24 protein-coding genes and 1 pseudogene are annotated in these 24,571 nt (G+C 74.3%); 14 read left to right on the forward strand and 11 right to left on the reverse strand.

The window, feature by feature from the left end:
- Positions 1–11: 11 nt before the first annotated feature.
- Positions 12–2,267: a helicase C-terminal domain-containing protein gene (locus E4P41_RS23565; protein ID WP_135139784.1), complete on the reverse strand. Its 2,256-nt coding sequence runs from the start codon at positions 2,265–2,267 to the stop codon at positions 12–14.
- Positions 2,268–2,319: 52 nt separating this feature from the next.
- On the opposite strand from E4P41_RS23565, the gene E4P41_RS04860 reads away from it, so the two are divergent.
- The 3 genes from E4P41_RS04860 (at position 2,320) to E4P41_RS04870 (ending at position 4,834) form a co-directional block, all read left to right on the forward strand.
- Positions 2,320–2,847 carry a hypothetical protein gene (locus E4P41_RS04860; RefSeq protein WP_135139786.1) on the forward strand — a complete coding sequence of 176 codons (528 nt, stop codon included), beginning with the start codon at positions 2,320–2,322 and terminating at the stop codon, positions 2,845–2,847.
- Positions 2,848–2,960: 113 nt separating this feature from the next.
- Complete coding sequence (locus E4P41_RS04865; protein ID WP_135139788.1) at positions 2,961–3,176, forward strand: hypothetical protein; 216 nt, start codon at positions 2,961–2,963, stop codon at positions 3,174–3,176.
- 2 nt (positions 3,177–3,178) lie between these two features.
- A complete protein-coding gene (locus E4P41_RS04870) occupies positions 3,179–4,834 on the forward strand; it encodes an AMP-binding protein (protein ID WP_135139790.1) in 1,656 nt (551 codons plus the stop codon).
- 42 nt (positions 4,835–4,876) lie between these two features.
- Here E4P41_RS04870 and E4P41_RS04875 read toward each other — a convergent pair whose 3' ends face one another.
- Entirely contained in the window at positions 4,877–5,647 is a 771-nt protein-coding gene (locus E4P41_RS04875) for an endonuclease/exonuclease/phosphatase family protein (protein WP_135139791.1), read from the reverse strand.
- 75 nt (positions 5,648–5,722) lie between these two features.
- Between E4P41_RS04875 and E4P41_RS04880 the strand changes: the two genes are divergently transcribed.
- Together E4P41_RS04880 and E4P41_RS23025 are read left to right on the forward strand one after the other, a co-directional pair.
- Positions 5,723–6,292, forward strand: coding sequence for a hypothetical protein (locus E4P41_RS04880; RefSeq protein ID WP_135139793.1), 570 nt, complete (start codon positions 5,723–5,725; stop codon positions 6,290–6,292).
- Between the two features lie 134 nt (positions 6,293–6,426).
- Positions 6,427–6,603: pseudogene (locus E4P41_RS23025) on the forward strand (cold-shock protein); the annotation flags it as partial.
- A 312-nt stretch (positions 6,604–6,915) separates the two neighbouring features.
- On the opposite strand, the gene E4P41_RS04890 reads toward E4P41_RS23025, so the two are convergent.
- Both E4P41_RS04890 and E4P41_RS04895 read right to left on the reverse strand, forming a co-directional pair.
- Positions 6,916–7,404 (reverse strand): DUF2771 family protein, encoded by a 489-nt coding sequence (locus E4P41_RS04890; RefSeq protein ID WP_135139797.1) that lies wholly within the window; start codon positions 7,402–7,404, stop codon positions 6,916–6,918.
- Positions 7,401–8,723 carry an MFS transporter gene (locus tag E4P41_RS04895; RefSeq protein WP_245177110.1) on the reverse strand — a complete coding sequence of 441 codons (1,323 nt, stop codon included), beginning with the start codon at positions 8,721–8,723 and terminating at the stop codon, positions 7,401–7,403. The genes E4P41_RS04890 and E4P41_RS04895 overlap by 4 nt, the downstream gene beginning before the upstream one ends.
- A gap of 310 nt (positions 8,724–9,033) precedes the next feature.
- Between E4P41_RS04895 and E4P41_RS04900 the strand changes: the two genes are divergently transcribed.
- Positions 9,034–9,837, forward strand: a complete 804-nt coding sequence (locus E4P41_RS04900) for a DUF3027 domain-containing protein (protein WP_135139801.1) — start codon at positions 9,034–9,036, stop codon at positions 9,835–9,837.
- 89 nt (positions 9,838–9,926) lie between these two features.
- On the opposite strand, the gene E4P41_RS04905 is transcribed toward E4P41_RS04900, so the two are convergent.
- The gene (locus E4P41_RS04905; protein ID WP_135139802.1) at positions 9,927–10,148 is read right to left on the reverse strand and encodes a DUF2530 domain-containing protein; all 222 of its coding nucleotides are present in this window, start codon (positions 10,146–10,148) and stop codon (positions 9,927–9,929) included.
- Between the two features lie 151 nt (positions 10,149–10,299).
- Between E4P41_RS04905 and E4P41_RS04910 the strand changes: the two genes are divergently transcribed.
- The 5 genes from E4P41_RS04910 to thpR all read left to right on the forward strand — a co-directional run bounded on the left by E4P41_RS04910 (position 10,300) and on the right by thpR (position 14,714).
- Positions 10,300–11,847 carry an NCS2 family permease gene (locus E4P41_RS04910; RefSeq protein ID WP_135139804.1) on the forward strand — a complete coding sequence of 516 codons (1,548 nt, stop codon included), beginning with the start codon at positions 10,300–10,302 and terminating at the stop codon, positions 11,845–11,847.
- Positions 11,848–11,881: 34 nt separating this feature from the next.
- Entirely contained in the window at positions 11,882–12,316 is a 435-nt protein-coding gene (locus E4P41_RS04915; RefSeq protein ID WP_135139806.1) for a MarR family transcriptional regulator, read from the forward strand.
- On the forward strand, positions 12,313–13,671 hold the full coding sequence (locus tag E4P41_RS04920) for an MFS transporter (protein WP_135139808.1): 1,359 nt from the start codon (positions 12,313–12,315) through the stop codon (positions 13,669–13,671). The genes E4P41_RS04915 and E4P41_RS04920 overlap by 4 nt, the downstream gene beginning before the upstream one ends.
- A 75-nt stretch (positions 13,672–13,746) precedes the next feature.
- Positions 13,747–14,148 (forward strand): hypothetical protein, encoded by a 402-nt coding sequence (locus E4P41_RS04925; protein WP_135139810.1) that lies wholly within the window; start codon positions 13,747–13,749, stop codon positions 14,146–14,148.
- Positions 14,149–14,168: 20 nt separating this feature from the next.
- Positions 14,169–14,714, forward strand: coding sequence for an RNA 2',3'-cyclic phosphodiesterase (gene thpR, locus E4P41_RS04930; RefSeq protein WP_280659308.1), 546 nt, complete (start codon positions 14,169–14,171; stop codon positions 14,712–14,714).
- 89 nt (positions 14,715–14,803) lie between these two features.
- On the opposite strand, the gene E4P41_RS04935 is transcribed toward thpR, so the two are convergent.
- Positions 14,804–16,564, reverse strand: coding sequence for a heme peroxidase family protein (locus E4P41_RS04935; RefSeq protein WP_135139814.1), 1,761 nt, complete (start codon positions 16,562–16,564; stop codon positions 14,804–14,806).
- A 224-nt stretch (positions 16,565–16,788) separates the two neighbouring features.
- Complete coding sequence (locus E4P41_RS04940) at positions 16,789–17,751, reverse strand: aldo/keto reductase (protein ID WP_135139816.1); 963 nt, start codon at positions 17,749–17,751, stop codon at positions 16,789–16,791.
- Between the two features lie 28 nt (positions 17,752–17,779).
- On the opposite strand from E4P41_RS04940, the gene E4P41_RS04945 reads away from it, so the two are divergent.
- Positions 17,780–18,604 carry a thioesterase family protein gene (locus tag E4P41_RS04945; protein ID WP_167760928.1) on the forward strand — a complete coding sequence of 275 codons (825 nt, stop codon included), beginning with the start codon at positions 17,780–17,782 and terminating at the stop codon, positions 18,602–18,604.
- A 477-nt stretch (positions 18,605–19,081) separates the two neighbouring features.
- On the opposite strand, the gene E4P41_RS04950 is transcribed toward E4P41_RS04945, so the two are convergent.
- Entirely contained in the window at positions 19,082–20,479 is a 1,398-nt protein-coding gene (locus E4P41_RS04950) for an MFS transporter (protein WP_135139820.1), read from the reverse strand.
- 150 nt (positions 20,480–20,629) lie between these two features.
- On the opposite strand from E4P41_RS04950, the gene E4P41_RS04955 reads away from it, so the two are divergent.
- Together E4P41_RS04955 and E4P41_RS21920 are read left to right on the forward strand one after the other, a co-directional pair.
- Positions 20,630–21,439 (forward strand): RNA methyltransferase, encoded by an 810-nt coding sequence (locus E4P41_RS04955; protein ID WP_135139822.1) that lies wholly within the window; start codon positions 20,630–20,632, stop codon positions 21,437–21,439.
- Between the two features lie 21 nt (positions 21,440–21,460).
- Positions 21,461–21,631: a hypothetical protein gene (locus E4P41_RS21920; protein ID WP_167760929.1), complete on the forward strand. Its 171-nt coding sequence runs from the start codon at positions 21,461–21,463 to the stop codon at positions 21,629–21,631.
- An 18-nt stretch (positions 21,632–21,649) separates the two neighbouring features.
- Here E4P41_RS21920 and E4P41_RS04960 read toward each other — a convergent pair whose 3' ends face one another.
- From E4P41_RS04960 to serC, 3 genes are all read right to left on the reverse strand, one after another.
- A complete protein-coding gene (locus E4P41_RS04960; RefSeq protein ID WP_135139824.1) occupies positions 21,650–22,123 on the reverse strand; it encodes a general stress protein in 474 nt (157 codons plus the stop codon).
- Between the two features lie 42 nt (positions 22,124–22,165).
- Positions 22,166–23,101 (reverse strand): septation protein SepH, encoded by a 936-nt coding sequence (gene sepH / locus E4P41_RS04965; RefSeq protein WP_135139826.1) that lies wholly within the window; start codon positions 23,099–23,101, stop codon positions 22,166–22,168.
- A gap of 256 nt (positions 23,102–23,357) precedes the next feature.
- Positions 23,358–24,464 carry a phosphoserine transaminase gene (gene serC / locus E4P41_RS04970; RefSeq protein WP_245177111.1) on the reverse strand — a complete coding sequence of 369 codons (1,107 nt, stop codon included), beginning with the start codon at positions 24,462–24,464 and terminating at the stop codon, positions 23,358–23,360.
- Between the last annotated feature and the right edge of the window lie 107 nt (positions 24,465–24,571).

The following is a 24,571-nucleotide window of genomic DNA, read 5'->3' on the forward strand; positions in this document are numbered from 1 at the left end:
GCCCCGGAGGCTCAGGACGACGGCGCCAGGTCGTCGTCCTCCACCAGCGCCACCGAGGTGATCCGGTGGACGGCGAAGGTGCGGCTCTCGCCGCGCCGCTCGTCGTACCCCTGCAGGAAGCCGCCGGCCAGCGACACCGGCTGGACGACGCGCTGGCTGCCACTGCCCTGCGCGTCGACGTAGCCCAGCCACACCGGCACGCCCTCGCGGACGGCGCGGGACAGCAGCTCCAGCGTGCCGGCGGTGGTCACGCCGGGCACCTGGCGCACCGCTTCCCCCCGGCGGGCGGCCAGCGCGGCGTCCCCGGCGCGGATCTCCCGGACGGTCGCGGCGAGCTCGTCGGGCAGCAGCGGGCGAACCACCTGCGGTGCCGCGGCTCCGGGGCGGCGGCCGGCAGCGCGCGGCCGGGCCGGTGGCCGGGTCAGGACGGCGCCGCCCGCGGACTCGCCGGCCGGGGCGTAGCCCGCCTCGCGCAGCACGGTGAGCACCTCGTCGGCGCCCAGCCCGCTGACCAGCACCCCGGGTGCCAGCCGGCGCAGCTCGGCGGAAGCCGTCCGCCGGTCGCCCTGCACCTGCGACAACAGCCCGTGGTCGTCGGAGCGGACGTAGCTCTCGATCGCGCCGACCCGCAGCCGGCCGTGCTGGCGGGCGACATCGTCGACCAGGTAGTCGAGGGCCTGCGGCACCGGGGTCCGCGAGGCCCGGGCGAAGAACTCGTGCAGGTCGGTGGCCGACCAGCCGGAGTCCAGGGCGCGGCGCACGCTGGCCTCCGACACGCGGAAGACCGTCGCCCCGCCCGAGGACTCGACGTCGGCGACGACGGCGAGGGTGTCGGCGAGCTGGGCGACCAGAGGGCCGGGTGCGACCAGCGACAGGTCGGGCTGGGCCAGCACGTGGTCGACCGGGTCCGGCAGCAGCCCGCGCATCCCCTCGGCCGCACCGTCCTCGCCGGCGGCCAGCAGCCCACGTCCACCGGTGGAGAGCACCCCACCGACGACGACGCCCAGCCGCGCGGCCTCGGCCAGCAGGTCGGGCACCGGGGCCAGCCGGTCGGCCCGCCGCGGGGTGCGCCAGCGCAGCAGCGCCACCAGGTCGGCCGGCGTCACGCCACGGCCGGGCGGGAACTCGGCGAGCGCGGTCAGGGCCGAGCGGCGGATCGCCGGGGCGGTGTGCCGCACCAGGTCGGGGGAGAGGACGCCCGCCGCCTTGCCCGAGACGTCGCGCTGCCCGGCCAGCGAGGGCAGCCGGACGGCGGCCAGCCAGCCCTCGGCCAGCGTGGCCCAGCGGTCGGGGAGGTCCTGCTCGCGCCAGAGGTCGAAGGCCCGCGTGGGCAGCCACTCGTCGCGGTGCGGGCCGCCGACGTCGAGCAGACCGGCGAGGGACGCCAGCTCCAGCAGCCAGCCCGCCTCCGGTTCGGGGACGTGCAGTGCACGGGCCAGCCGTTTCTGGTCGCGGACGCCGATCCCGCCGCTGCGCAGCAGCCCGGCGGGTTCCTCCTCGAGCAGCGTGAGCAGCTCACCGACCCGCCCGATCGACTCCAGAGCGGCGCCGGCGGCCTGCCGGTCCACGACGGCCGGGTCGCGCTCGACGACGGCCGGCTCCGGGCGCAGCCGCGGCGGACCGTAGGGCCGGCTGCCGCGCAGCTGAAGGCCGACCTCGCGGGGCAGCTCCACGTTGAGTGCGTCGATGCGGGCCAGCAGCCCGCGCTGCAGCAGCCGGCGCGCGGGCGAGGCGGTGCCGCCGTCGGTGTCGGGCAGGTGGCCCACCGGCCGGTCACCGGCCAGCCGCTCCAGGACCTCGCGCTCCTCGGCCGGCAGCTCGGCCAGCGCCGCGGGCAGGTCCGGCGGCAGCGTCAGCCGCAGGTCGGCCGCCCGTCGGCCCAGGCCGGCCGGGTACCGGACGGCTCGGCGCACCGGATCGGGCGCGCGCAGCACGTCGCCGCCCCACAGCAGCGCCCGCGTGGTCAGCCGGGCGACCGCCGCCTCCAGCACGTCGTCGGGCACCGCGGGGAGCGCGGTGGGCAGGTCGGCGGCGTCCACTCCGTCGGTGTCGGCCAGCAGCACCACGTCGAGGGCCTGCAGCGTGGCGGCGTCCAGCTCGTCGAGGGCGCGATCGACCGACACGGGCACGGCCAGCCGACTGGCGAGGGCGACGACGTCGGAGGGGGCCGGCCGGGCCACGTCGGGGCGGGCGGCGAGCAGCGCGCCGAGCTGGTCGTCGCTACGGGTGCGCAGCCAGGCGGCCAGCGTGGCCGGGCGATCGGGCATCCGGTCCACGTTACGTCGCCGGGGAGCCCGACGCTCCTGCCAGCATGGGGGCGTGCACCCGGCCGCCGAGGACCCGCAGACCCGCAGCGCGCTGACCGGTTACCAGGCCGGGGCGCTGCGCTGGCTGGCCGGCGGGCTGATCGCCGTCGTCCTCGGCGTCCTGCTCGCGGCCGCGGCGGTGGCGATCGCCGAGGACTCCGGGCGGCGGCTCCCGCTCGCCGGCCTGCTCGTGGTGGTGCTGGTCTTCGTCGGCTCGGTGGCGGCCGTCGCCGGGGCGGGCGCGCTCGCCCGCTACCACCGCTGGCAGCGGGCGCTGCGGACGGTGCCGTGGCAGACCGGGATGCTGCGCATCGCGGGCCCGGCCGTGCTGGCGTTCGAGCCGGAGGGCTACGACGAGCTCGACCCCACGGCCGACCCGGTGCGGCTGCGGCTGACCAGCACCGCGGTCTGGCGGACCCGCGCGGTCCAGCAGCTGCACGACGCGGTGGTGCGCGCCGCGCCGGTCGGGCCGCGGGAGTGGGTCCTCACCGCGGACGGGGTCCCGACGGTGTACGGCGCCCGGGCGGTGCGCCGCCACTGACCCGCGGGCGGGCGTACTGCGTGCATCCGGGGTAGGGCATCCGAGAAGATGCACGACAGACGCGGGCACCGGGCGGTGCACCGCGGGACAGAGCACATGGAGGACACGGCGTGATGGCCAAGCGGAATCCCAAGCACGAGCACCTGGTCGAGCCCACCTGGGGACAGAACGACGAGGGCGGCGCGCCGGTCACCGAGTTCCTCGCGGAGTCGGCCGGCCCGCTGTCGCCCTTCGGCGAGGACCACGAGTTCCCGCTGCCGCCCAGCCGCCTGCGCTACGCCCATCCGACGGACAAGCCCAACCGCGCCGGCGTGATGGCGGGCGAGTAGCCATGACGACACCCGCGCTGCCGTCCTACAGCAGTGGCACCTCGACCGTCCCACTGCTCGGCGACACCATCGGGGCGAACCTGGACCGGACGGCGGCGCGGGTCGGCGATCACGAGGCGCTGGTCGAGTGCGCCACGGGCCGCCGTTTCACCTACCCGCAGTTCGTCGCCGAGGTCGACGCGGTCGCCCTGGGCCTGGATGCCCTGGGGGTGGCCAAGGGAGACCGGGTGGGCATCTGGGCGCCCAACTGCGCCGAGTGGGCCTTCGTCCAGTACGGGACGGCGAAGCTCGGCGCGATCCTGGTGAACATCAACCCGGCGTACCGGACCCACGAGCTGGCCTACGTGCTGCAGCAGGCCGGGATCTCGGTGCTGGTGGCCGCACCGGACTTCAAGACCAGCGACTACCGCGCGATGGTCGGCGAGGTCCGCGGGGAGTGCCCCGACCTGCGCGAGGTCGTCTTCCTCGGCTCGGCGGAGTGGGAACAGCTGACGGACACCGGCCGGGCGGGCGACCGCGGTCTGCTGGCCGAGCGGGAGACCCAGCTGTCGGCCGACGACCCGATCAACATCCAGTACACCTCGGGGACGACGGGTTTCCCCAAGGGCGCCACGCTCACCCACCACAACCTGCTCAACAACGGCTTCTTCGTGGGCGAGGGCTGCGGCTACACCGAGGCCGACCGGATCTGCATCCCCGTGCCCTACTACCACTGCTTCGGCATGGGCATGGGCAACCTGGCGGCCACCAGCCACGGCGCCACCATGGTCATCCCCGCACCCGGCTTCGACCCGGCGGCCACCCTGCAGGCGGTGCAGGAGGAGCGCTGCACCTCGCTGTACGGCGTCCCGACGATGTTCATCGCCGAGCTCGCGTTGCCGAATTTCGCCGACTACGACCTCTCCAGCCTGCGCACCGGCATCATGGCCGGTTCGCCGTGCCCGGTGGAGGTCATGAAGCGGGTCGTCTCCGAGATGGGCATGACCGAGGTGACCATCTGCTACGGGATGACCGAGACCTCACCGGTCTCCACCCAGACCGGCGCCGACGACGACCTCGACCGGCGCACCTCCACCGTGGGGCGGGTGCACCCGCACCTGGAGGTCAAGGTCGTCGACCCGGCCACCGGGCTGACCGTGCCGCGCGGCACGCCGGGGGAGTTCTGCACCCGCGGCTACTCGGTGATGCTCGGCTACTGGAACGAGCCGGCCAAGACCGCCGAGGTGATCGACGCCGCCCGCTGGATGCACACCGGCGACCTCGCCGTCATGGACGCCGACGGCTACCTCAACATCGTCGGCCGGATCAAGGACATGGTCATCCGCGGCGGGGAGAACATCTACCCCCGCGAGGTCGAGGAGTTCCTCTACAGCCACCCCGACGTCGTCGACGCCCAGGTCATCGGGGTGCCCGACGAGCGCTACGGCGAGGAGCTCATGGCCTGGGTGCGGCTGCGGGAGGGCGCCGAACCGCTCACCGCGGAGGCGCTGCGCGGGTTCTGCGCCGGCAAGCTGGCCCACTACAAGGTGCCCCGCTACGTCAAGGTCGTCGACGCGTTCCCGATGACCGTCACCGGCAAGGTGCGCAAGGTCGAGATGCGGCAGACATCCGTCGAGGAGCTCGGCCTGCAGTCCGCCGCGTCGACGAAGAACGCCTGAGCGGAGTCGCTCGGGTGCGGTTTCCGTACTCGGGCGACTCCGCTAAGCCCGCGCGGGGACGACGAGGGCTCGGTGGTCCGAGAGCGGCAGCCGCACCGCCTCGGCCGCTCCCGTGGCCGTCATCGGCCCGCGGGCCAGCACGTGGTCCAGCTGCCGGGTCGGGACGTCGACCGGGAAGGTCGGCGTCGAACCGGAGGCCAGCGGCCGCATCCCGCTCACCCGCACCGCCTGGCGGCCCTCCATGTTGAGGTCCCCCATGAGCACCAGTGGCTCACGGGTGCCGGTGAGCGAGCGCACCAGCTTCGACAGCTGCAGCGTGTTCCACCCCGGGACGAACGACAGGTGGGTGTTCGCCACGGTGAACTGCCCCGACGGCCCCTCCAGGACGGCGGCGACGGCGACCCGCGGCTCGTCGCCCACCAGCCTCGGGCGGGAGGAGCCGCGGAACCAGACCGGCACCCGGCCGCGCAGCGCGGGCAGCCGGACCACGCGCCAGGACACCACCGGGTAGCGCGACAGCAGCGCGATCCCGTAGCTGGCCGACCCCGGCTGCTCGTCGCCGGTGGCCGCCATCCAGGTGCCGCCGGGCGTACCGGACAGCGCCGCCACGAACTGCGAGCCCACCGCGCCCATCGCCTCGGCGGCCACCGCGGTCAGGTCCGCGCCCATCGACCGGGGCTGGTCCCGGTCGACCTCCTGCAGGCCCAGGACGTCGGCGTCGAGGGTCTTCACCGCGGCGGCGAGGCGCTCGACGTCGACCCGGCCGTCGGCCGGCGAGCGCCCGTGGAGGATGTTGAAGGTCGCGATCCGCACAGAGGCCCTGTGCCCCGCGCGCCGCCGTCCACACCGTCACGTTCCGACGGGCGCACCCCGGGTAGCAGGCACCCCGTGCTGCCCTCCGACCGCGACGAGATCCGTGACCTCCTGAAGCGCACCGCCGTCGCGCTGAAGCAGGGCGACGTCCCCTTCGCCCTGTGCGGCGGGTACGCGGCCTGGGTGCGCGGGGCGCCCGAACCGGATCACGACGCCGATTTCCTGGTGCCCGCGGCGGAGTCCGAGCGGGCGGCGAAGGTGCTGGCCGAGGCGGGGCTCGAGGTCGTCGACCCCGCGGAGGACTGGCTGACCAAGGTGGTCCAGGGCAACTCGTTCGTCGACGTCCTGTGGCGGACGTGCGGCGTCCCGGTGGAGCAGGACCTCATCGACCGGGCCGAGGACATGCCGGTGCTCTCGGTGCACATGCCGGTGCTCGAGGCGACCGACATCGTCGTCACCAAGCTCATGGCCCTCGACGAGCACTACTGCGACTACGGGCGGCTGCTCCCGGTGGCCCGCGCGCTGCGCGAGCAGGTCGACTGGGACCGGGTTCGCGGGCAGGTTGCCCACAACGACTTCGCGGCGGTATTCCTGGTGCTGCTCGACCGGCTCGGGATCGTGGAGCAGCCGGACGGCGGGAGCTGAGCACCGCATCGGGCGCGAAACCCGGTGGGGGCCCTCGGCCCGACGACTAACCTGGGGACAGCGGCCGCCCGTGCCGTCCCCGTCCTCCCGGCCCGGTGCCGGGGCCGCCCGCGACCGACGACTGAGGGATCAACGTGCCCACCGGCAGAGTCAAGTGGTTCAACCCGGAGAAGGGGTTCGGCTTCCTCGCCCGCGAGGACGGCCCGGACGTCTTCGTGCACAAGGACGCACTCCCGGCCGGTACCGGCGAGCTCAAGCCCGGACAGCGGGTGGAGTTCGGCATCGTCGCCGGCCGCCGTGGCGACCAGGCGCTGCAGGTGCGGATCCTCGACCCGCTGCCGTCGGTGACGGCGGCGCACGCGGCCGCCACTCGCAAGAAGCCCGACGAGCTGGTGCCGATCATCGAGGATCTGATCAAGCTGCTCGACGACGTCTCCAACGGGTTGCGCCGCGGCCGGCATCCCGACCGAGCGGTGGCCCGCAAGGTCGCCTCGGTGCTGCGCGCGGTCGCCACCGACCTGGAGCACTAGAAGGACTGCCCTTCCCCCCACGCCTCGCAGGCTCGGCGCGGGTCCCTGAAGGGCGGCCGTTCCAGCATGTCACCAGGGCAGGGAGGTCCTTTCTCAGCCGGGGGGCGCGGGCGCCGTCGTGCCGGCCGCCGTCCCGCCCTGGCCGCCGCCGGCGCGGAGGAAGCCGACCGGCCACGCCCCGCTGAAGCCCTCGCAGGCCTCGTCGGCGTCCTCGACGACGACGAGGTAGAACGCCGGCGGGACGACGTCGGAGGCGTTGATCTCGTCGAACACGGCCTGGCCGGCCTCGACGTCGACCTCGCCGAGCAGTTCCTCGAGCCGCTCGTCGAACACCTGCACGCTCCAACCGCGCTCGGCCACCGCGTCGGGCACGGTGAGCCGGATGGTGGTGTCGGGCGAGACCTCGAGGATCGGCGGGGTGGTCGGGTAGCGCTGGCCCTCGCCGTCCAGGCAGGACTGGGTCGGCGCGACCTCCACCCGCTGCGGCCCGGCCTGGACGACGATGTCCTGCGGCCCCGCGGGCTCGCCCGACCCGCAGCCGGCGAGCAGCAGCACGAGCGCCGGGACCGCGGCCCGCCTCACGGGGTCCTGCCCAGCGGGTCGGTCGCCGCCATCGGTGTGGTGGGCGCCGTCGCGCGTCGGCGCGGGCGCCAGAGCACCAGTCCGACGGCGAGCACGAGCAAGGCGGCCGCGACGGTGAACCCGATCCAGCCGACGGGCGGCAGGGCGATGCCGAACGCCCCGCCGACGACCCAGGACAGCTGCAACATCGTCTCCGAGCGGGCGAACGCCGAGGCGCGCAGGCTCTCGGGCACCTCGCGCTGGATGATCGCGTCGAGGGCGACCTTGCCCAGCGCGTTGGTCACCGCGGCGACGCCGGCGACGAGGGCGGCCATCGGGAAGCTGTAGAACACCGCGGCGACGACGGTGATCGCCGCCGCGCTGCCGGCCGACCACAGCACCACCCGGTCGGGGTCGACGCGGTGCAGCCGGGAGCCGACGGCGGTGCCGAGCACGCTGCCCACCCCGGCCGCGGCGGCGACGGCGCCGAGCGCCAGCGTGCCCTGCCAGCCGCCCTCCACCGTGGCCTGCACGAGAAACGCGGCGAAGATCGTCAGGAACCCGCCGAGCCCGCGGAGCGCGGCGTTGGCCCGCAGCGCCACGACCACCTGCGGGTGGACCGGCCGGCGCCGGCGTCCGGTGGTCACCGGCTGGGGGGCGGTGGTGAGCACGTCGGCGGGCAGTTCACCGGTGGGGACGTCGACGTGGCGGGGCAGCCGCAACGCGAGCAGTGCCCCGTAGGTGAAGACCGTGGCGGTCGCGAACAGCAGCCAGTCGAACCCCAGCGCCCAGGCCAGACCGGCGCCGATTCCACCGAAGATCGCAGCGGTGAGGAGTCCGAACACCGACGTGCGGGCGTTCGCCGAGGTCAGTGACATCGGGCCGGGCAGCACCCGCGGGACCACTGCGGCGCGCAGCACGTTGTGCGCCTTCGACAGCACCAGCACGCCCAGCGCCGCCGGGTAGAGCAGGAAGTCGTCGAAGTGGGCGGCCATGACCAGCGCCAGCGCGGCCCGGCCCAGGTGGCTGGCGGCCATCGCCCAGCGGCGGCCGCGCTGCAGCCGGTCGAGCAGCGGCCCGATCACCGGGGCGACGACCGCGAACGGCGCCATCGTGACCAGCAGGTAGAGCGCCACGTTGGTGCGCTGCGCATCGGCGGTCGCGGCGAAGAAGAGCGTGCCGGCCAGGGAGACGGCGATCATCGCGTCGCCGGCCATGTGCAGCGCGTTGACCCACAGCAGCTGGGTCAGCCCGCTCTCGGCGGCGCCGTCGGCCCGGCTGGCCGTCTGCACCCGGCGGACGGCGGCCCCGGTCAGCTCCCGGGTGCGGACGGCAGCCACGCGGGTGACCGTCAGCTTCCGCGGCGGCGGGGGGAGGGGGACGGTCGGCGGTGGTCCTCCCGCGCCGTCCCCGGCCGTCGGCAGCGGCCGGGTGGCCGGTCGCTGCACGCCGATCGGTGTCGTCGACGCTCCCGGTGCCGCCGGTGGCGCCGGTGCCGCCGGTGCCGCCGGGCGCCGGCGAAGGGCACGGCGGCGGGCGCCGGCCGGGCGGGACGAGGACACGGCGCCCATGGTGCCGCACCAGCCTGGACGGGCGGTGGCAGCCGCCCCACGCCCACCGGCGCGCACCCGCGTCAGGGAGAATGGCGCCGTGGCAAACTCCTCCGACCCCGCCGCCGCGGGGAGCGACGCGCCCAGCAGCGTGATCGAGCAGGCGCGGGCCGCGGCGGTCGACACCGCCGGGTCCCCCGACGTGGTCGGCGACCACCTCGGGGCCTCGCCCGAGCCCCCGTTCGCCGGGCCGGACGGCGAAGCGCTCGGCGAGGTGGTCACCCACTCCTTCGCCAGCCGGCTGCCCGGCTACACCGGCTGGTACTGGGCGGTGACCCTCGCTCGCGTGCCCGGCGAGGAGCGGGTGACCCTCGACGAGGTGGTGCTGCTGCCCGGCGAGCAGGCCCTGCTCGCCCCCGCCTGGGTGCCGTGGCACGAGCGGCTGCGCCCCGGTGACCTGTCGATCGGCGACGTGCTGCCCTCCACCGAGGACGACCCCCGGCTGGTACCGGTCTACACGGCCGACGACGACTCCGCCGACGATCCGGAGGGGTCCGTGGTCGCCTCCGAGGCCGGCCTCGGCCGCGAGCGGGTCATGTCACGGGAGGGGCGGGCGGAGGCAGCGGCGCGCTGGAGTGCCGGGGAGTTCGGTCCCCGCTCGGCGATGGCGCGTCAGGCCCCCGGTCCCTGCGGTACCTGCGGTTTCTTCCTGCCGCTGGCCGGCTCGCTGCGGCACGGGTTCGGCGCCTGCGGCAACGTCTACGCCCCGGCCGACGGGCGCGTGGTCACCGTCGACTACGGGTGCGGGGCGCACAGCCAGGCCACGCTGGTGGCCGACGACGCGGCCGAGGTCGTGCGGTCGGCGCGCTACGACACCGGCTCGTTCGACGTGCTGACCGACTGAGCGCTGGGCTCTTGCGGTGTCCTGGACGCTCTTGCGGTGCTGCACGGCCGCGGGAGCTCGGACAGGACCGCAAGAGCGAGGGCCGGCGATCAGTCGCGGCGGCCGAGCTGGCCCTGCAGGCGCATGACGCCGAGGCCGACGCCGGCCAGCACGATCCCGGCGACGCAGGTCCAGGTCCAGACCCGGTCCACCCGGTCGCCGAGCAGCAGCAGGACCACCAGGGCCACGACCCACAACGCCGTCCCGGCCAGCACCACCCGGACGGTGTCCACCCGCAGCGGCGGAGGAGCCTGCTTTCCCGGACGGGGCACGGCCCGACCCTAGGGCGCGCGACACCCCGCGCTCCCATCGGGCCGGAACACGGGTATGGCACGCTGTCGCCGCTCATCGCAGTTCTCGCCGGTCGGCCGGTGCGCGCTTCCCCCGCCGCCCGCTCGCCCGCCCCGCGCCCGGAGAGTCGTCATGGCAGAGAAGTCCAGCCCGTCCAGGGCCAACACCACGGACGGCGGCACGCCGGCCGACGTCGCCGCCGGAGCCCGCACCCCGCGGCGCAGCGAGGGTCCTCGGGTCAAGCCCCGCAACGGACTCGACCGCTACTTCGAGATCAGCGCCCGCCGCTCGACGACGGCCCGTGAACTGCGCGGCGGCCTGACGACCTTCTTCACGATGGTCTACATCGTGCTGCTCAACCCGATCATCCTGACCAGCATCCCGGGTCCGGACGGCATTCCGGGCGCCGACGTCACCGGCACCGTACTGCCGTTCGCGTCGATCGCAGCGGTCACCGCCCTGATCGCCGGGATCATGACGATCCTCATGGGCGTCGTCGGCCGCTACCCGTTCGCCGTCGCGACCGGCCTGGGGATCAACGCGATCGTCGCGGTGTTCGCGGCCACCCAGCTGTCCTGGCCCGAGGTGATGGGGCTGGTCGTCCTCGAGGGCCTGCTCATCACGCTGCTGGTGCTGACCGGCTTCCGGAAGGCGGTCTTCGAGGCCATCCCGCCGCAGTTGAAGACCGCCATCGCGGTCGGCATCGGCCTGTTCCTGACCATCATCGGGCTGGTCGACGCCGGCGTCATCCGGCCGGGCAATCCGCTGATCAGCTTCGGCGTCGGCGGTCAGCTCGCCGGCTGGCCGATGCTGGTCTTCGTCGTCGGCCTGCTGCTGATGAGCGTCCTGGTCGTCCGGCGCGTCCGGGGTGGCCTGCTCATCGGCATCGTCGTCACCACGGTCCTCGCCATCATCGTCGAGGCCGTCGCCGACATCGGCCCGCGGATCGTCGACGGCGAGGAGGTCAACCCGCGCGGCTGGGCGCTGCAGGTCCCGGCGCTTCCCGAGGACGTCGTCAGCGCCCCCGACCTCTCGCTGCTGGGGAACTTCTCGCTGTTCGGCGGGTTCGAGCGGATCGGCGTCATCGCCGCCCTGCTCGTCATCTTCTCGATCATGATCGCGGACTTCTTCGACACGGTCGGCACGGTGACCGCCGTCGGCGCCGAGGGCGGCCTGCTCGACGAGAACCGCAACCTGCCGAAGTCCCAGCCGGTGCTCCTGGTCGACTCGCTGGCCGCCGCGGCCGGTGGCGCGGGGAGCGTCTCGTCCAACACGACCTACATCGAGAGTGCCTCGGGTGTGGCCGACGGTGCGCGCACCGGCCTGGCCAGCGTCGTCACCGGCGTGCTGTTCCTGGTCACCATGTTCCTCAGCCCCCTGGTGCTGGTCGTGCCCTCGGAGGCGGCGGCGCCCGCGCTGGTCATCGTCGGCGCGCTCATGATCAGCCAGATCCGCTACCTAGAGTGGGACGACATGTCGCTGGTCATCCCGGCGTTCCTGGCGATCGCACTCATGCCGTTCACCTTCTCGATCACCAACGGCATCGGCGCCGGCGTGGTCAGCTACGTGCTCCTGCGCACGGTGGTCGGCCGCCGGCGCGACGTGCACCCGCTGATGTGGGGAATCGCGGCGGTGTTCGTCGTCTACTTCGCCCTGGATCCGCTGCAGCAGCTCTTCTGAGCCGCCGCGCCGGAGGTCGTTAGGCTGAGCAACCGTGAGCCGGACGACGCTGGAGACCGCGGCGCTGGCGCACGACCTGCGGCTGGCCGTCATGCGCTTCTCCCGCAGGCTGCGTTACCAGCGGGTCGACCAGTCCGTGACGCTCACCCACCTGGCGGCGTTGTCCACGCTCAAGCGGCACGGCCCGATGAGCCCGGGAGAGCTGGCCGGGCACGAGCGGGTCCAGCCGCCGTCGATGACCCGGGTCGTCGTCGCCCTGGAGGCGATGGGGCTGGTCACCCGCAGCCCGCACCCGACCGACGGGCGGCAGGTGGTCATCGACCTGACGCCGGCTGCGGAGGATCTGCTCAGCGCCGAGGCCCGCGCCCGGGAGGCCTGGCTGGTCGGCATGCTCCAGCAGCTCACCGCCGAGGAGCGGGCCGTGCTGCGCGAGGCGGCGGTCATCATGGACAAGCTGGCGAGTGGGTGAGCAACCGGGCTGAGGGCACCGGCGCATTCCGGTCGCTGCGCGTTCGCAACTACCGGGTGTACGCCGCGGCCAACCTGGTCAGCCTCACCGGCACCTGGATGCAGCGCATCGGACAGGACTGGCTGGTCCTGCAGCTCTCCGACGACAACGGCGTGGCCCTCGGGCTGATCACCGCGCTGCAGTTCGGTCCCACCCTGCTGCTCAGCCTCTACGGCGGGGTGCTCGCCGACCGCTACGCCAAGCGCCGCCTGCTGGTGGCGACCCAGACGCTCATGGGACTGCTCGCCCTGCTGCTCGGGGTGCTGGTCGCCATCGACGGCATCGCGCTGTGGCACGTCTTCGTCCTCGCCGGCGCGCTCGGCGCGGTGTCCGCCGTCGACGCGCCGGTGCGTCAGGCGTTCGTCGCGGAGATGGTGGGCCCGGAGCTGCTCGCCAACGCGGTCAGCCTGAACTCCACGATCTTCAACAGCGCCCGGTTGATCGGCCCGTCGGTCGCCGGCCTGGTCATCGCCGTCGCGGCGGGCGACACCGCGCCGGCGTTCTTCCTCAACGCGGCCAGCTTCGCCTTCACCATCGCCGCGCTGCTGAGCATGCGACCGGGGGAGCTGCACCCCAGCCCGGCGCTCGGGCGGCGGCGGGGGCAGCTGCGCGAGGGCCTGGCCTACACCTGGTCGCGTCCCGACCTGGTGCTGGCGATGGGGCTGGCGTTCGTGGTGGGCACGTTCGCCTTCAACTACCAGGTGACCATCGCGCTCATGACCCGCGAGGTGTTCGACCTCGGCGCCGGGGCCTTCGGGCTGCTGTCGACCTGCTTCGCCGTCGGGTCGCTGTCCGGCGCGCTGCTGTCCACCCGGCGCAGCGCCCGGCCGCGGCAGCGGTTCCTCGTGGTCGCCGCCGTCGTCTTCGGCCTGTTCACCATCGTCTGCGGGCTGGCGCCCGGGTTCCTGTGGTTCGCGGTCCTGCTCGTGCCCGCCGGTGCGGCCGGTCTGGTGTTCAGCGTCGCCAACAACAGCTTCGTGCAACTCGGGGTCGACCCGCAGATGCGCGGCCGGGTGATGGCGCTGTACTTCATGTGCTTCATGGGCGGCACGCCGGTCGGCGCCCCGGTGATCGGCTGGGTGTCCGAGCACCTCGGCGCGCCGTGGGGATTCATCCTCGGCGGGGCGGTCGCGATGGCCGCGGGGACCGGTGCGGCGGCCTGGCTGGCACGTGGCCGGTCGGTGCGCCTGGAGACTCGCGTCGTCCCGCCGCGGCTGCAGCTGCACGTGGGCCCGCGGCCGGTCCCGCCGGCAGCGGTGCGGGCCGCCGCGGAGGCGGCAGCGGGCAAGGCGCCCGGTCAGCAGGCCGCCGGCTGACGCCGCCCGCTGCCGGACACCGCCTCTCCGACGTACCGTGACGACCACCACCGTCGAGTCGTCCGCGGAGCCGACATGGCCAGCTCGCTGCTGCACTTCGGGTCGATCGTCGCGGGTGTGGTCGGATCGGTCGCCCTCATGGGCTGGCTGGCCCGCGTGGTGTTCGGGTCGGCGCGCCTGCCGACGGCGGTCCGCCGTCTCCGGCCGGCGCCGCCGGCACCGGCCGGCCGCCCGCTCGAGCTCGTCGCCGCCGACCTGCGCCGACTGGGGAGCCAGCTCGCCCGGGTGCCGGCCGGGGCGCCGATGGCCCGGCGTCGGGGGCTGCAGGCGGCCTACGACGACGTCCTCGTGGAGGCGGCGCGGCTGCTGCAGGTGCCGAACACGCTGACCAGCGCTCCGCCGGGCCGTGCCCGCGACGTCGAGCGGCTGCGCCTGCAGGCCGGCCTCGCGCACGCCGGCCTGGCGGTGCCCGACTGACCGCGGCCGCGGCCCGGCGGCTGTTCTTCGCGGTCACGCCGCCGCCCGGCGCGCTGGCCGACCTCGACCGGGCGCTGGGTCCGCTGCGCGACGCGCCCGGTGCGCCCCGGTGGACCCCGCCTGCGCGCTGGCACCTGACGCTGCTCTTCCTCGGCAGCGTGCCGGCCGACCGGATGGATCCGCTGGTGGCGGCGGCCGGCCCGGCCGTGGCGGCCACCCCGCCCCTGACGCTACGGCTGGCCGGCGGCGGCCGGTTCCGCGCACGCCGCCGTCCGCAGGTGTTCTGGGTCGGGGTGACGGGGGACGGCGACGCGCTGGGCGCCCTCGCCGGCCGCCTGGGCGCCGTCGCCCGGGGACTGGGGCTGCCGGTGGAGACCCGGCCGTTCCGCGCGCACCTCACCCTCGGCCGGTGGCGACCGGGCCGCCCAGGGGACGGCGACCTACCGGATCGGCTGGCCGGCTACCGAGGCCCGAGCTGGCCGGTGGCCGGGGTGGAGCTGCTGGAGAGCCACCTCGGTCCCGCGCCGCGCTACGACCGGCTCGCCGCCTGGCCGCTCGGCCGCTGACCGCGGCCCCGTCCAAGTGACGTACTGGAACGGCCCCCTGCAGGATCCCACCGCGAGCGTGCGAGTGGCGGGGGGCAGGGGGTCCTCTTTCAGACCACCGGGCCGTGCACCGGGGAGGTCGCCGCGGGGTCGGGCGCCTCGCCGGGCTCGAGGAGCTCGGGCTCGTCGTCGTCCGGCTCGTCGGCCTCCGGCTCCTCCGCGTGCGGCGCCTCGTCCTCGATCTCGTCCTCACCCTCGGGGGCCTCCTCCTCGGGAGCCTCGAAGGCCCGCGGGTCGATGGCGTCGGCCCAGAGCAGGAAGTGACCCATGGCGTACCCGGCGCCGGGATCGAACCCGGGGTCGGCGGTGAAGTAGGAGGACCTGTCGCACGCCATCAGACCCAGGATCACCTCGGCGACGATCGTGCCGCCCACCGGCCCCAGCCGGTCGCCGCCGAGCAGCTCGGCCTCCTTGAGCACGTAGAACCAGAGCGGCGCCTTGCCCTTCCATCCGGGGTCGGTGAGGCCCAGTTCCTGGTTGGGAAGCGGCTCGAGGCCGATGGCGGCGGCGACGTCCTGGCCGGCGGGCAGGCCCAGCCGCTTGCCGCGCAGCAGGTTGCGCTCGGCCAGCGAGACGATCGCGCCGGCGGTCGGGGCCACGACCGTCGGTGGCAGCGTGGACAGCGGCAACGAGAGCTGGGTGTCGATCTTCCGCGCCATGTTGCGGTCGTCGGGCGTGCTCATGCCGGGGATCTCGAAGAAGTAGTTCCAGTCGATCCACAGGTCGTCCGGGACCGGCCGGTTGCCGCGCAGGTCCTGGTAGCCCTCGTTGGCGAAGATCGGCACGGTGCGCTCGTCGTGCACCTCGTACTCGGCGCGGATCATGCTGTGCCCGAAGCGGTAGGCCGCGCCGGAGTACTCGACCGGCATGTACGGCCGCTCCCGGTTGCGCGGCTTGTAGAACTTCCCGAGGAACTCGACCGGCCCGTTGCGGCGGCGGCGGATGAGCCGGTCGACGACGTCCCGGCCGACGATCCGCGGCAGGAAGTCGTTGACGATCAGCCACTGGTAGTGCCAGCGGACCAGCTGCCGAGCCTGCTCGAAGCTCTTGCCCTCGTCGCGCAGCTTGTTGTGCAGGCGCAGGAAGACCGCGTGCAGCTGGGCGACGATCAGGTTCTCGTCGTTGCGCGGGTCGCCGAGGTAGGCCGCGCCGACGTCGTCGCGGGGCAGGTCGCGCACGCCGTCGTGGTCGTTGCAGAGCAGGTATCCCGGTCGCGTCCGGTCGTAGAGCTCCGGGCTGCCCGTCGGTCCCTTGCCGTACACGCTGGCCAGGTCGAAGCGCGGCGTGTCGTAGTTGGTCATCCCCCGCGGGTCCTGCTGCTGCAGGGTGAGCGGCGTCTTGTCCAGCGTCATGTCGTGGTCGATGAACTGGCCGAGGTAGATGTAGCCGGCCGGCATGCCAGGGTTGTCGAACTCGACGTCGGAGTCCTTGACGTCGGAGAGCGGCTTCTTGCCGTCGTCCATCTGCAGGGCGAGCGCGGTCAGCAGCGCGTCGGGCGGGCTGAAGGCCGGCAGTCGCTTGAACATGACCCCGAAGCGGGCCTCCCTGTCCCGGCCTGCGCGCACCGCGATGTCGCTGCCGCGCGGGTTGCCGACGGCGTGCGCGCCTCGGGCGGCCCGCGAGCGGCGGGACGGCGGTGGCGGTGGTGGTGGCGTGACCCGTGGTGTGCGGCGGGACGGTGCGGCGTGCGCCGTCCCGCCCATGACCGGCAGTGCCGCCAGCCCCGCCAGCCCGGCCAGTACCGACCGCCGGGACACCTTGCCGCGCGTCGCCCCGCCGTCCCCGGCACCCGCCCCGCTGAACGGACACACCCCGGCCGTCTCGTTCCCGTACCCCCGCACGTGCACCCCGCCCCCGGCGTCGGAGAGCCCGCCCCCACCGGCCGCTCTCGTGGGTCCGAGCGTCGGGGGCGACGGGAGGTGCCGGACACACGCGGCAGAGGGGGAAGCCGCTCCCCAGTCCTGGGGGGTCGGGGCTCGGCGTGTTGCGCTTCGTGCCCGTGCGGTGACGGTCAGCCGCCAGAGGCGGGGTCAGGTCACCAGGCGTACTCCATCGGTGCCGCGTCGTAACCGGGGAAGATCTCGTCCAGCCGGGCGAGCTGGGCCTCGTCGAGCCGGACGTCGAGCGCCCCGAGGGAGCCCTCGAACTGCTCCATCGTGCGCGGGCCGACGATCGGCGCGGTCACCGCCGGCTGGTGCAGCAGCCAGGCCAGACCGACGTCCGCCGGCGCCAGGCCCCACTCACGGCAGGCGTCCTCGTAGGCCTGCAGCGCGGGGCGGTGCCGTTCCACGCGCTCCTCCGCGGCGCGACGCCGGTCGCCTTCCTGCTTGCCGAGGACCCCGGCCAGCAGGCCGCCGGCCAAGGGGCTCCACGGGATGACGCCGACCGCGTAGTGCTGTGCGGCGGGCAGCACCTCGAGCTCCACGTGCCGGGTGAGCAGGTTGTAGTGCGACTGCTCGCTGACCAGGCCGGGGAAGTGCCGCCGGGCGGCCGCCTCGTTGGCCGCGGCGATCTGCCAGGCGGCGTGATTGGAGGAGCCGACGTAGAGCACCTTGCCCTGGGCGACCAGGGTCTCGCAGGCCTGCCAGATCTCGTCCCACGGCGTGGACAGGTCGACGTGGTGGAACTGGTAGAGGTCGATCCAGTTGGTCTGCATCCGGCGCAGCGAGGCCTCGCAGGAGCGCACCAGGTTGCGGGCGGAGAGAAAGGTGTCGTTCGGCCAGTCGGTCATGGAGCCGTACACCTTGGTGGCCAGCACCGTCTTCTCCCGGCGCTCGCCGCCCCGCGCGAACCAGGTGCCGAGGACCTCCTCGGTCCGGCCCTTGCCGGCCCCGAAGCCGTAGACGTTGGCGGTGTCGAAGAAGTTGACGCCCTCGGCGAGGGCCCGGTCCATGACGTCGTGGGCGTCGGCCTCCTCGGTCTTCCAGCCGAAGTTCATCGTGCCGAGGCAGAGACGGGAGACCGACAGGCCGCTGCGCCCCAGGTGCGTGTACTCCATGGAGACCCACCCTGGCAGGCTCGGGGCCGTGCCGCAGACCGATCCCGCCGTCTCCGTGTTCGACGCCACCACCGCCGTGACCCGCAGCGACGGCGGGGGACTGGCCGCCGACCTCGACCCCGGCTGGGACGTCGGCCCGGGCGTGCTCAACGGCGGCTACCTGCTCGCCGTGGTGGCCCGGGCGGCCCTGGTGGAGAGCCCGCACGCGCACCCGGTGGCGCTGTCGGCGAGCTTCCTGCGGGCCACCGGGCCCGGCCGGGCGGCGCTCGCGGTGACGCCCGGCCCGGCCGGGCGCACGCTGGCGCACTCCGCGGTCGTCCTCGCCGGCGCGGACGGCCCGACGCTGTCGGTCCAGGTGACCACGGCGACCCTGACCGACGAGCCGCCGGCGTACTCCGCGGCCCCGCCTCCCGAGGCGAGCCCGGTGGAGCGCTGCGTCTGGCCGGTGGACGACGGCACCGTGGTGCACCCGATGCCGGAGGTGGGCCTGCGGAAGCGGGTGGAGACCCGGCTGGACCCGGCGACCGCGGGCTGGGCGACGGGCCGCCCCGGCCACGAGCCGGTCATGCGCGGCTGGGTGCGGCTCGCCGACGGGCGCGACCCCGATCCGCTGGCGCTGCTGCTGTTCGCCGACGTCCTGCCGCCGACCAGCTGGGCGATGGGCCGGTTCGGCTGGGCACCGACGGTGCAGCTGCAGGTGCTGGTGCGCGCGCTGCCCGCGCCGGGCTGGTGCCTGGCGGAGTCGCGGGCGAGCGAGATCGCCGGCGGCTGGCTCGACGAGGACTACCGCATCTGGGACGCCACCGGCCGGCTGGTCGCGCAGAGCCGCCAACTGGCCCGGATGCCCCGCTGAGCCCGCGTCATGCGTAGGGTGGCGCCGGCTGCACCGGAGGTCAGCGGATCCTGTCCACGCCGAGCACGTGCACTGCTGGACGCACAGCTGCACGACGGCGCCGGCCACCACGGATCCGCCGACCACGGCTGTCAGCTCCGATGACGCAGGCCCACGGTAGGCAGGCTCCGACGGGCCATGGAACTCGATGTGCCCGCGCGAGTTCGGGATCACGAAGGTGAAGAGGACGTTGTCGAACGCCAGGGTGCCGCCCGGGAGGAGAGCCGCTGCCCACCACCGTGGAGACCTCGGACACCTCGATCGCCTCCGGCTCGACGGTGAGGGATGCCTCGCCGAGGGGAGCTGGGCTGGCCGCGCCGCCGCCCTCACCAACCGGAGGCGGTACCGACGAGGACTGCTCAGGCCCGACGGCGTCGTCCGGACGAGGGACCGACAGCCGGCGGCGAGCCCCGGTCGGAGCGCAACCGGGGCGTGCCGTCAGGTTCCGGGCTCGAGGTCCCTCGTGGGCATACCACTCGTCGATGCCGTCCCCGTGCTGCCGCGGGTGGTGCTCCTGTGGATCTCGTCCTTGGTGCGGGTCTCGCGCAGGACGAGCGCCGCGACGAACGTGACGACACCCATGAGGAAGATGTAGGCCGACACCGACGCCGTCGTGCCCGTCGCCGCCAGCAGCGCGGTCATGAGGAACGGGGTGGCCCCGCTGACCAGGATGGCGGCCAGTTGATAGGCCAACGAGGCCCCCGAGTAGCGGATCCGCGGCTCGAACAGCTCGGCCAGGTAGGCCGCCAGGGGGCCGTAGGTCAGGGACGATCCGATCAGCCCACCGGTGAGCGCGACGAAGATCAGCGGGAGCGACGCGGTGTCGATGAGCCAGAAGAACGGGAACGCCCACAGGGCGATGATCGCGGCGCCGAGCAGGATCGGTGGCCGGCGACCTATCCGGTCCGACACCGACCCGCTGAAGTAGATCACGAAGATGGAGATCGCGGCGGTGATGAGGGTGACGGTCAGCAGGGCGTCGCGGTCGACGCCGAGGTCGCGGGTGGCGTAGTCGAGCACGCCGGCGATGCTGATGTAGAAGATGGCGTTGGTGCCGAAGAGCAGGCACGCGCCGAGCAGGACCGGCCGGCGGTGCTTGCGCACGACCTCCATCAGGGGGGCCTGCGCGACCTGGGCCTCGGGAGCATGCGCGTGGCGCTCCTGCAACTGCCGGAACACGGGGGTGTCCTCGACGCGCAACTGGATGAACAGGACGACGGGGAGCAGCACGGCGCTGCCCAGGAACGGGATGCGCCAGCCCCACGAAAGGAAGGCCTCGGGGCTCACGGTGGCGCTGACCACCAGGAAGACGACGTTGCCCAGGATGACGCCGATGGGGACGCCCATCTGCCCGAAGGTGCCCGCGCGTCCCTGGTGGTCCCGCCCGGCGTTCTCGGTGAGCAGGAGGATGACCCCGCCCCACTGCCCGCCGACGGCGATGCCCTGCAGGAAGCGCAGGACGACGAGTGCTATGGGGGCGAGCACGCCGATCGAGGCCGCCGTGGGAAGCAGGCCGATGAGGAAGGTGGCCGAACCCATCAGCACCAGGCAGGTGACGAGGGCTGGCTTGCGACCGACCTTGTCCCCGAAGTGACCGAAGATCAAGCCGCCGATGGGACGTGCGATGAAGCCCGCCCAGAAGGTGCTGAAGGCCAGCAGCGTGCCGATGAGCGGAGAGGCGTCGGGGAAGAAGAGGTCGCCGAACACCAACGCCGCCGCGGTGGCGTAGATGAAGAAGTCGTACCACTCGATCGAGCTGCCGACGAGCCCTGCCGTCATGAGCCGGCGCAGGGACCGGCGGTCGAGGGCGGGGGTTTCCTGGTGTGGGGTCGCCATCGCCGTTCCTGTCGTCGTCGCGTCGGGCGGACCTGACCCGGGCACGAGGCTATGGGCGCGTTCCGCCACGGGCAAATCGGACTCGATCCGGACGGATCTCCGATCTCCGCGGAGCGGTGGCGGCCGCTCGGTCGCGGGCATGATCGACCCGTGCCGACCGTGCCCGTGACGATCACCGACCCGGACGATCCGCGGGTGGCCGACTTCCGCGACCTCAAGGCCGGCGATCGGCGACCGGGCACCGAGCGGGGGACCGGCCCGGTGATCGTGGAGGGCGTGCCGGCGGTGGAGCGGCTGCTGGCCTCGCCGTACCGGGTGCGGGCGGTGTTCGGCGTGCCCGGGCGGGTGGCGGCACTGGACCTGCCGGAGGGCGTCGCGGCCTACGAGGCGGACAGGTGGGCGCTCTCGGAGGTGATCGGTTTCCGGCTGACCCGCGGCGTCCTCGCCTCGGCCGACCGCCGTCCGCCGGCCGACCTGGACGCGCTGCTGGCCGGGCCGGACCCGGCGGCGCCCCGGCGGCTGGCCGTGCTCGAAGCGCTCAACGACGCGGAGAACCTGGGGTCGATCGCCCGTTCCGCGGTGGCGCTCGGCGTCGACGGGCTGCTGCTGGACCCGCGCTGCGCCGACCCGCTCTACCGGCGCTCGGTGCGGGTCTCCATGGGACACGTGCTGGCCCTGCCCTTCGCCGTCCTGCCCGACTGGCCGGGCGGGCTGGCGCGGCTGCACGCCGCCGGCTACCTGACCGTCGCGCTCACCCCGGCCCCCGACGCCGTCGACCTCGCCGACGTGGACCCGCGGGTCCATTCGCGCACCGCGGTGCTGCTCGGCGCCGAAGGCCCGGGCCTGACCCCGGAGGCGCAGCACGCGGCGCAGGTGCGGGCGCGCATCCCGATGCGGGCCGGGGTCGACTCCCTCGGCGTCGCGGCCGCCGCCGCCGTGGGGTTCGCGGCGCTGCGCTGACCCGACCGCTACGGTCGGCGCATGGAGTGGGTGGTGATCGGCGTCCTGGCCCTCGCCCTGGCCGCGCTGGTGCTCGCGGTGTGGGTGCACGACCAGCGGGGGCGGCGGTCGGGGACCCCGACCCGACCGACCACGGCTCCCGGCGCCTGGCCGGACCCGGCCGCCGACCGGGGGATGCCCGGCGGCGTGTGACGCGGGCGGCTGCCTGACTCAGCCGCGCAGCGAGAAGCGGGCCAGCAGCGCGCGGGCCTCCTCGGCGCGGGCCGGGTTGCACATGATGTCGTAGCGGCCGGCGACGATCGCACTCATGCTCGTGAAGTCCCGTCGTCCCCGCGTGGCCGAGTAGCCGATGGCGGCGAACAGCGCACCGAAGATCAGACCGATGACCAGGCCGAGCAGGATCGAGCTGATCCAGGCGCCGGGCTCGACGGCGAAGATGCCGAGCAGCAGGCCGACGAAGAGGCCCCACCACGCGCCGCCGGCCGCGCCGGCGGCGAGCACCCGGCCCCAGGTGAGGCGGCCGGTGACCCGCTCGACCTGGCGGAGGTCCGACCCGATGATCGTGACGTTCTCGACGGGGAACTTCTCGTCGGAGAGGTGGTCGACGGCGGCCTGGGCCTGCTCGTAGCTGTCGAAGGAACCGACCTGGACGCCGCCGAGGGGCATGGAAACCGACGCAGACATGACCGCGTCCTACCCGCAGTGGGGACGGTGGACACGTCGCGTTCAGCGGTGCCGGCGGACCCCGAAGACGATGTCCTCCCAGGCCGGGATGCGGGCGCGCGGGTCCTCGTCGTCGTCGCCGGGGCGGCCGAGGACGACGGTGTCGTGCTCGCTGATGTCGTCCTCGTCGGCGGCCGCATCGGTGCGCCGTCCGCCGGCGGGGGGGTCGTCGACCGGCAGCACCGGACGGACGTCGTCGTCCACCGTGGGGTCGTCGTCCTCGTCGCGCGCGAGCCGGGCCGAGGAGGCCGGCGCGGCGACGCCGTCGTCGTCGGGGACGACGGAGACCGGCCGGCCGCGGTGCACCGGCGCCGACCGTTCGCCGGGCACGTGCGGGACGACGCGGACCAGACGGGTGCCCTCGGCGAAGTCGCTGGTCGCGGCGTCGACCGGGGTGACGGTGCGGGCCGGGATGTCGTAGGCCCAGCGGGTGACGCCGGACTTGGCGCCGGCCTGCCAGGCGGCGGTGACCTGCCAGACGCCGTCACCGGCGCGGTGCGCGTCCCAGCGGACCGCGTCGAGGTCGGCGCCGAGCAGCCGCAGCCGCTCGGACATGAACTGCTGCAGCGGGGCGCCCGGCGTTCCGTCCGACAGTCGTACGCGGGCCTCCCGCGCCTGCTCGGCCACCCGCTCGCGCTCCTGGAGCACGGGGTGGGCGAAGCGCATGATCCGCTCGACCCGGATGCCGGAGGCCTGGGCCACCTGCTCGGGGGTCTCTCCGGCGCGGATGCGGGCCTGGATCACCCGCGGCGGCAGCGCGGCACCGATCTCGACGTCGATCTGCCCGAGCCGGCGGGCATCACCGCGGGCGGCGGCGCGGACCCGCTCGTCGATGGCCAGCTCAAAGCGCTCGCCCTCCTCGCCGGGCTCGGCGCCGTCCAGGGCGAGGACCAGGCTCTTGCCGTCGTCGGAGAGCGCCACGAGGCGCAGCGTGCGCATGGGCGGCCTCCTGGCGTGTGTTCGGGGTCGGACGGCGGGCGGACCGACCCCGGGATGGGGAAGTCCATCGCCGAGGCTATCCGCGTGCGCGGGAGCGTGTCGGCAGGCTCGCCCGGCGTGGCGCGGGGCGAGCGGGGACTTGACGCAGCGTAGGCACCTGGCAGCACCGGGTCGAACGCCGCTCCCGACGTCCTCCTCAGGTGAAGGAGGTCGGGGTGGGCGGACAGCGCCGCTGTCCGCTCACCCCGACCCGCGCTCACAGCTTCTCGACGACGAAGTCGATGCAGGCGGTCAGCGCGCTCACGTCGTCGGGGTCGACGGCCGGGAACATGCCGACCCGCAGCTGGTTGCGGCCCAGCTTGCGGTAGGGCTCGACGTCGACGACGCCGTTGGCCCGCAGCACCGTGGCCACCTCGGCGGCGTCGACGGAGCCGTCGAAGTCGATCGTCCCCACCACGTAGGAGCGCTGGTCGGGGTCGGCGACGAACGGCGTCGCGAACGGCGACTGGGCGGCCCACCCGTACAGCCGGGTGGAGGACTCCTGGGTGCGGGCCACGGCCCCGGACAGACCGCCGAGGGAGAGCAGCCAGCGGATCTGGTCGGCGAGCAGGAAGAGCGTGGCGACGGCCGGGGTGTTGTAGGTCTGGTCCTTGACCGAGTTGTCGACGGCGATGGACAGGTCGAGGAAGCCGGGGATCCAGCGGCCGGAGGCCTTGATCTCGGCCACCCGGTCCAGGGCGTCGCGGGACATCAGCGCTACCCACAGCCCGCCGTCCCCGCCGAAGTTCTTCTGCGGGGCGAAGTAGTAGACGTCGGTCTGCGAGACGTCGACCGGCAGGCCACCGGCGGCGCTGGTCGCGTCGACGAGCACCAGGGCGTCCTCGGTGCCGTGCGGTCGCTGCACGGGGGCCATGACACCCGTGGAGGTCTCGTTGTGCGCCCACGCGTAGACGTCGACGCCGTCGGTCGCGGTCGGCAGCGCGAGCGCGCCGGGGTCGGCCTTGGCGACGACCGGGTCGGCGAGGAAGGGGGCCTCGGCCACACCGGAGGCGAACTTGCTCGAGAACTCGCCGTAGCTGCCGTGTGCGCTGCGCTCCCGGATCAGCCCGATGATCGCGGCGTCCCAGAACGCAGTCGTCCCGCCGTTGCCCAGGACGACCTCGTAGCCGTCCGGGAGGTCGAACAGCTCGGTCAGCCCCTCCCGTACCTGCCGGACCAGGCCCTTGACCGGCGCCTGGCGGTGGGAGGTCCCCATCAGGGAGGCGCCGCTGCCGGCCAGCGCCTCGAGGGCCTCGGGGCGCACTTTCGACGGGCCGCAGCCGAAGCGGCCGTCGGCGGGCAGGAGGTCGGCGGGGATGGTCATGCTCATCCGGGGGAGCTGCCTCTCGGGGGATGGGGAGGACGGGCGGCCTCCCTGCAGGGTCCCGCCGTGGCCCCGTTCCGGGTCGGCCCCGTCCAGAGGCTCACCGC

The sequence above is a fragment of the Geodermatophilus sp. DF01-2 genome (genome assembly GCF_004571065.1).
Lineage (GTDB): Bacteria > Actinomycetota > Actinomycetes > Mycobacteriales > Geodermatophilaceae > Geodermatophilus.

Bases quoted from the DNA above. Each gene is read 5' to 3' on its own strand.
- E4P41_RS21920 (WP_167760929.1), top strand. From the start codon at position 21,461: ATGGAGTGGGTGGTGATCGGCGTCCTGGCCCTCGCCCTGGCCGCGCTG.
- E4P41_RS04960 (WP_135139824.1), bottom strand. From the start codon at position 22,123: ATGTCTGCGTCGGTTTCCATGCCCCTCGGCGGCGTCCAGGTCGGTTCC.
- E4P41_RS04910 (WP_135139804.1), top strand. From the start codon at position 10,300: ATGGCAGAGAAGTCCAGCCCGTCCAGGGCCAACACCACGGACGGCGGC.
- serC (WP_245177111.1), bottom strand. From the start codon at position 24,464: ATGACCATCCCCGCCGACCTCCTGCCCGCCGACGGCCGCTTCGGCTGC.
- sepH (WP_135139826.1), bottom strand. From the start codon at position 23,101: ATGCGCACGCTGCGCCTCGTGGCGCTCTCCGACGACGGCAAGAGCCTG.
- E4P41_RS04950 (WP_135139820.1), bottom strand. From the start codon at position 20,479: ATGGCGACCCCACACCAGGAAACCCCCGCCCTCGACCGCCGGTCCCTG.
- E4P41_RS04940 (WP_135139816.1), bottom strand. From the start codon at position 17,751: ATGGAGTACACGCACCTGGGGCGCAGCGGCCTGTCGGTCTCCCGTCTC.
- E4P41_RS04925 (WP_135139810.1), top strand. From the start codon at position 13,747: ATGGCCAGCTCGCTGCTGCACTTCGGGTCGATCGTCGCGGGTGTGGTC.
- E4P41_RS04865 (WP_135139788.1), top strand. From the start codon at position 2,961: ATGGCCAAGCGGAATCCCAAGCACGAGCACCTGGTCGAGCCCACCTGG.
- E4P41_RS23565 (WP_135139784.1), bottom strand. From the start codon at position 2,267: ATGCCCGATCGCCCGGCCACGCTGGCCGCCTGGCTGCGCACCCGTAGC.
- E4P41_RS04870 (WP_135139790.1), top strand. From the start codon at position 3,179: ATGACGACACCCGCGCTGCCGTCCTACAGCAGTGGCACCTCGACCGTC.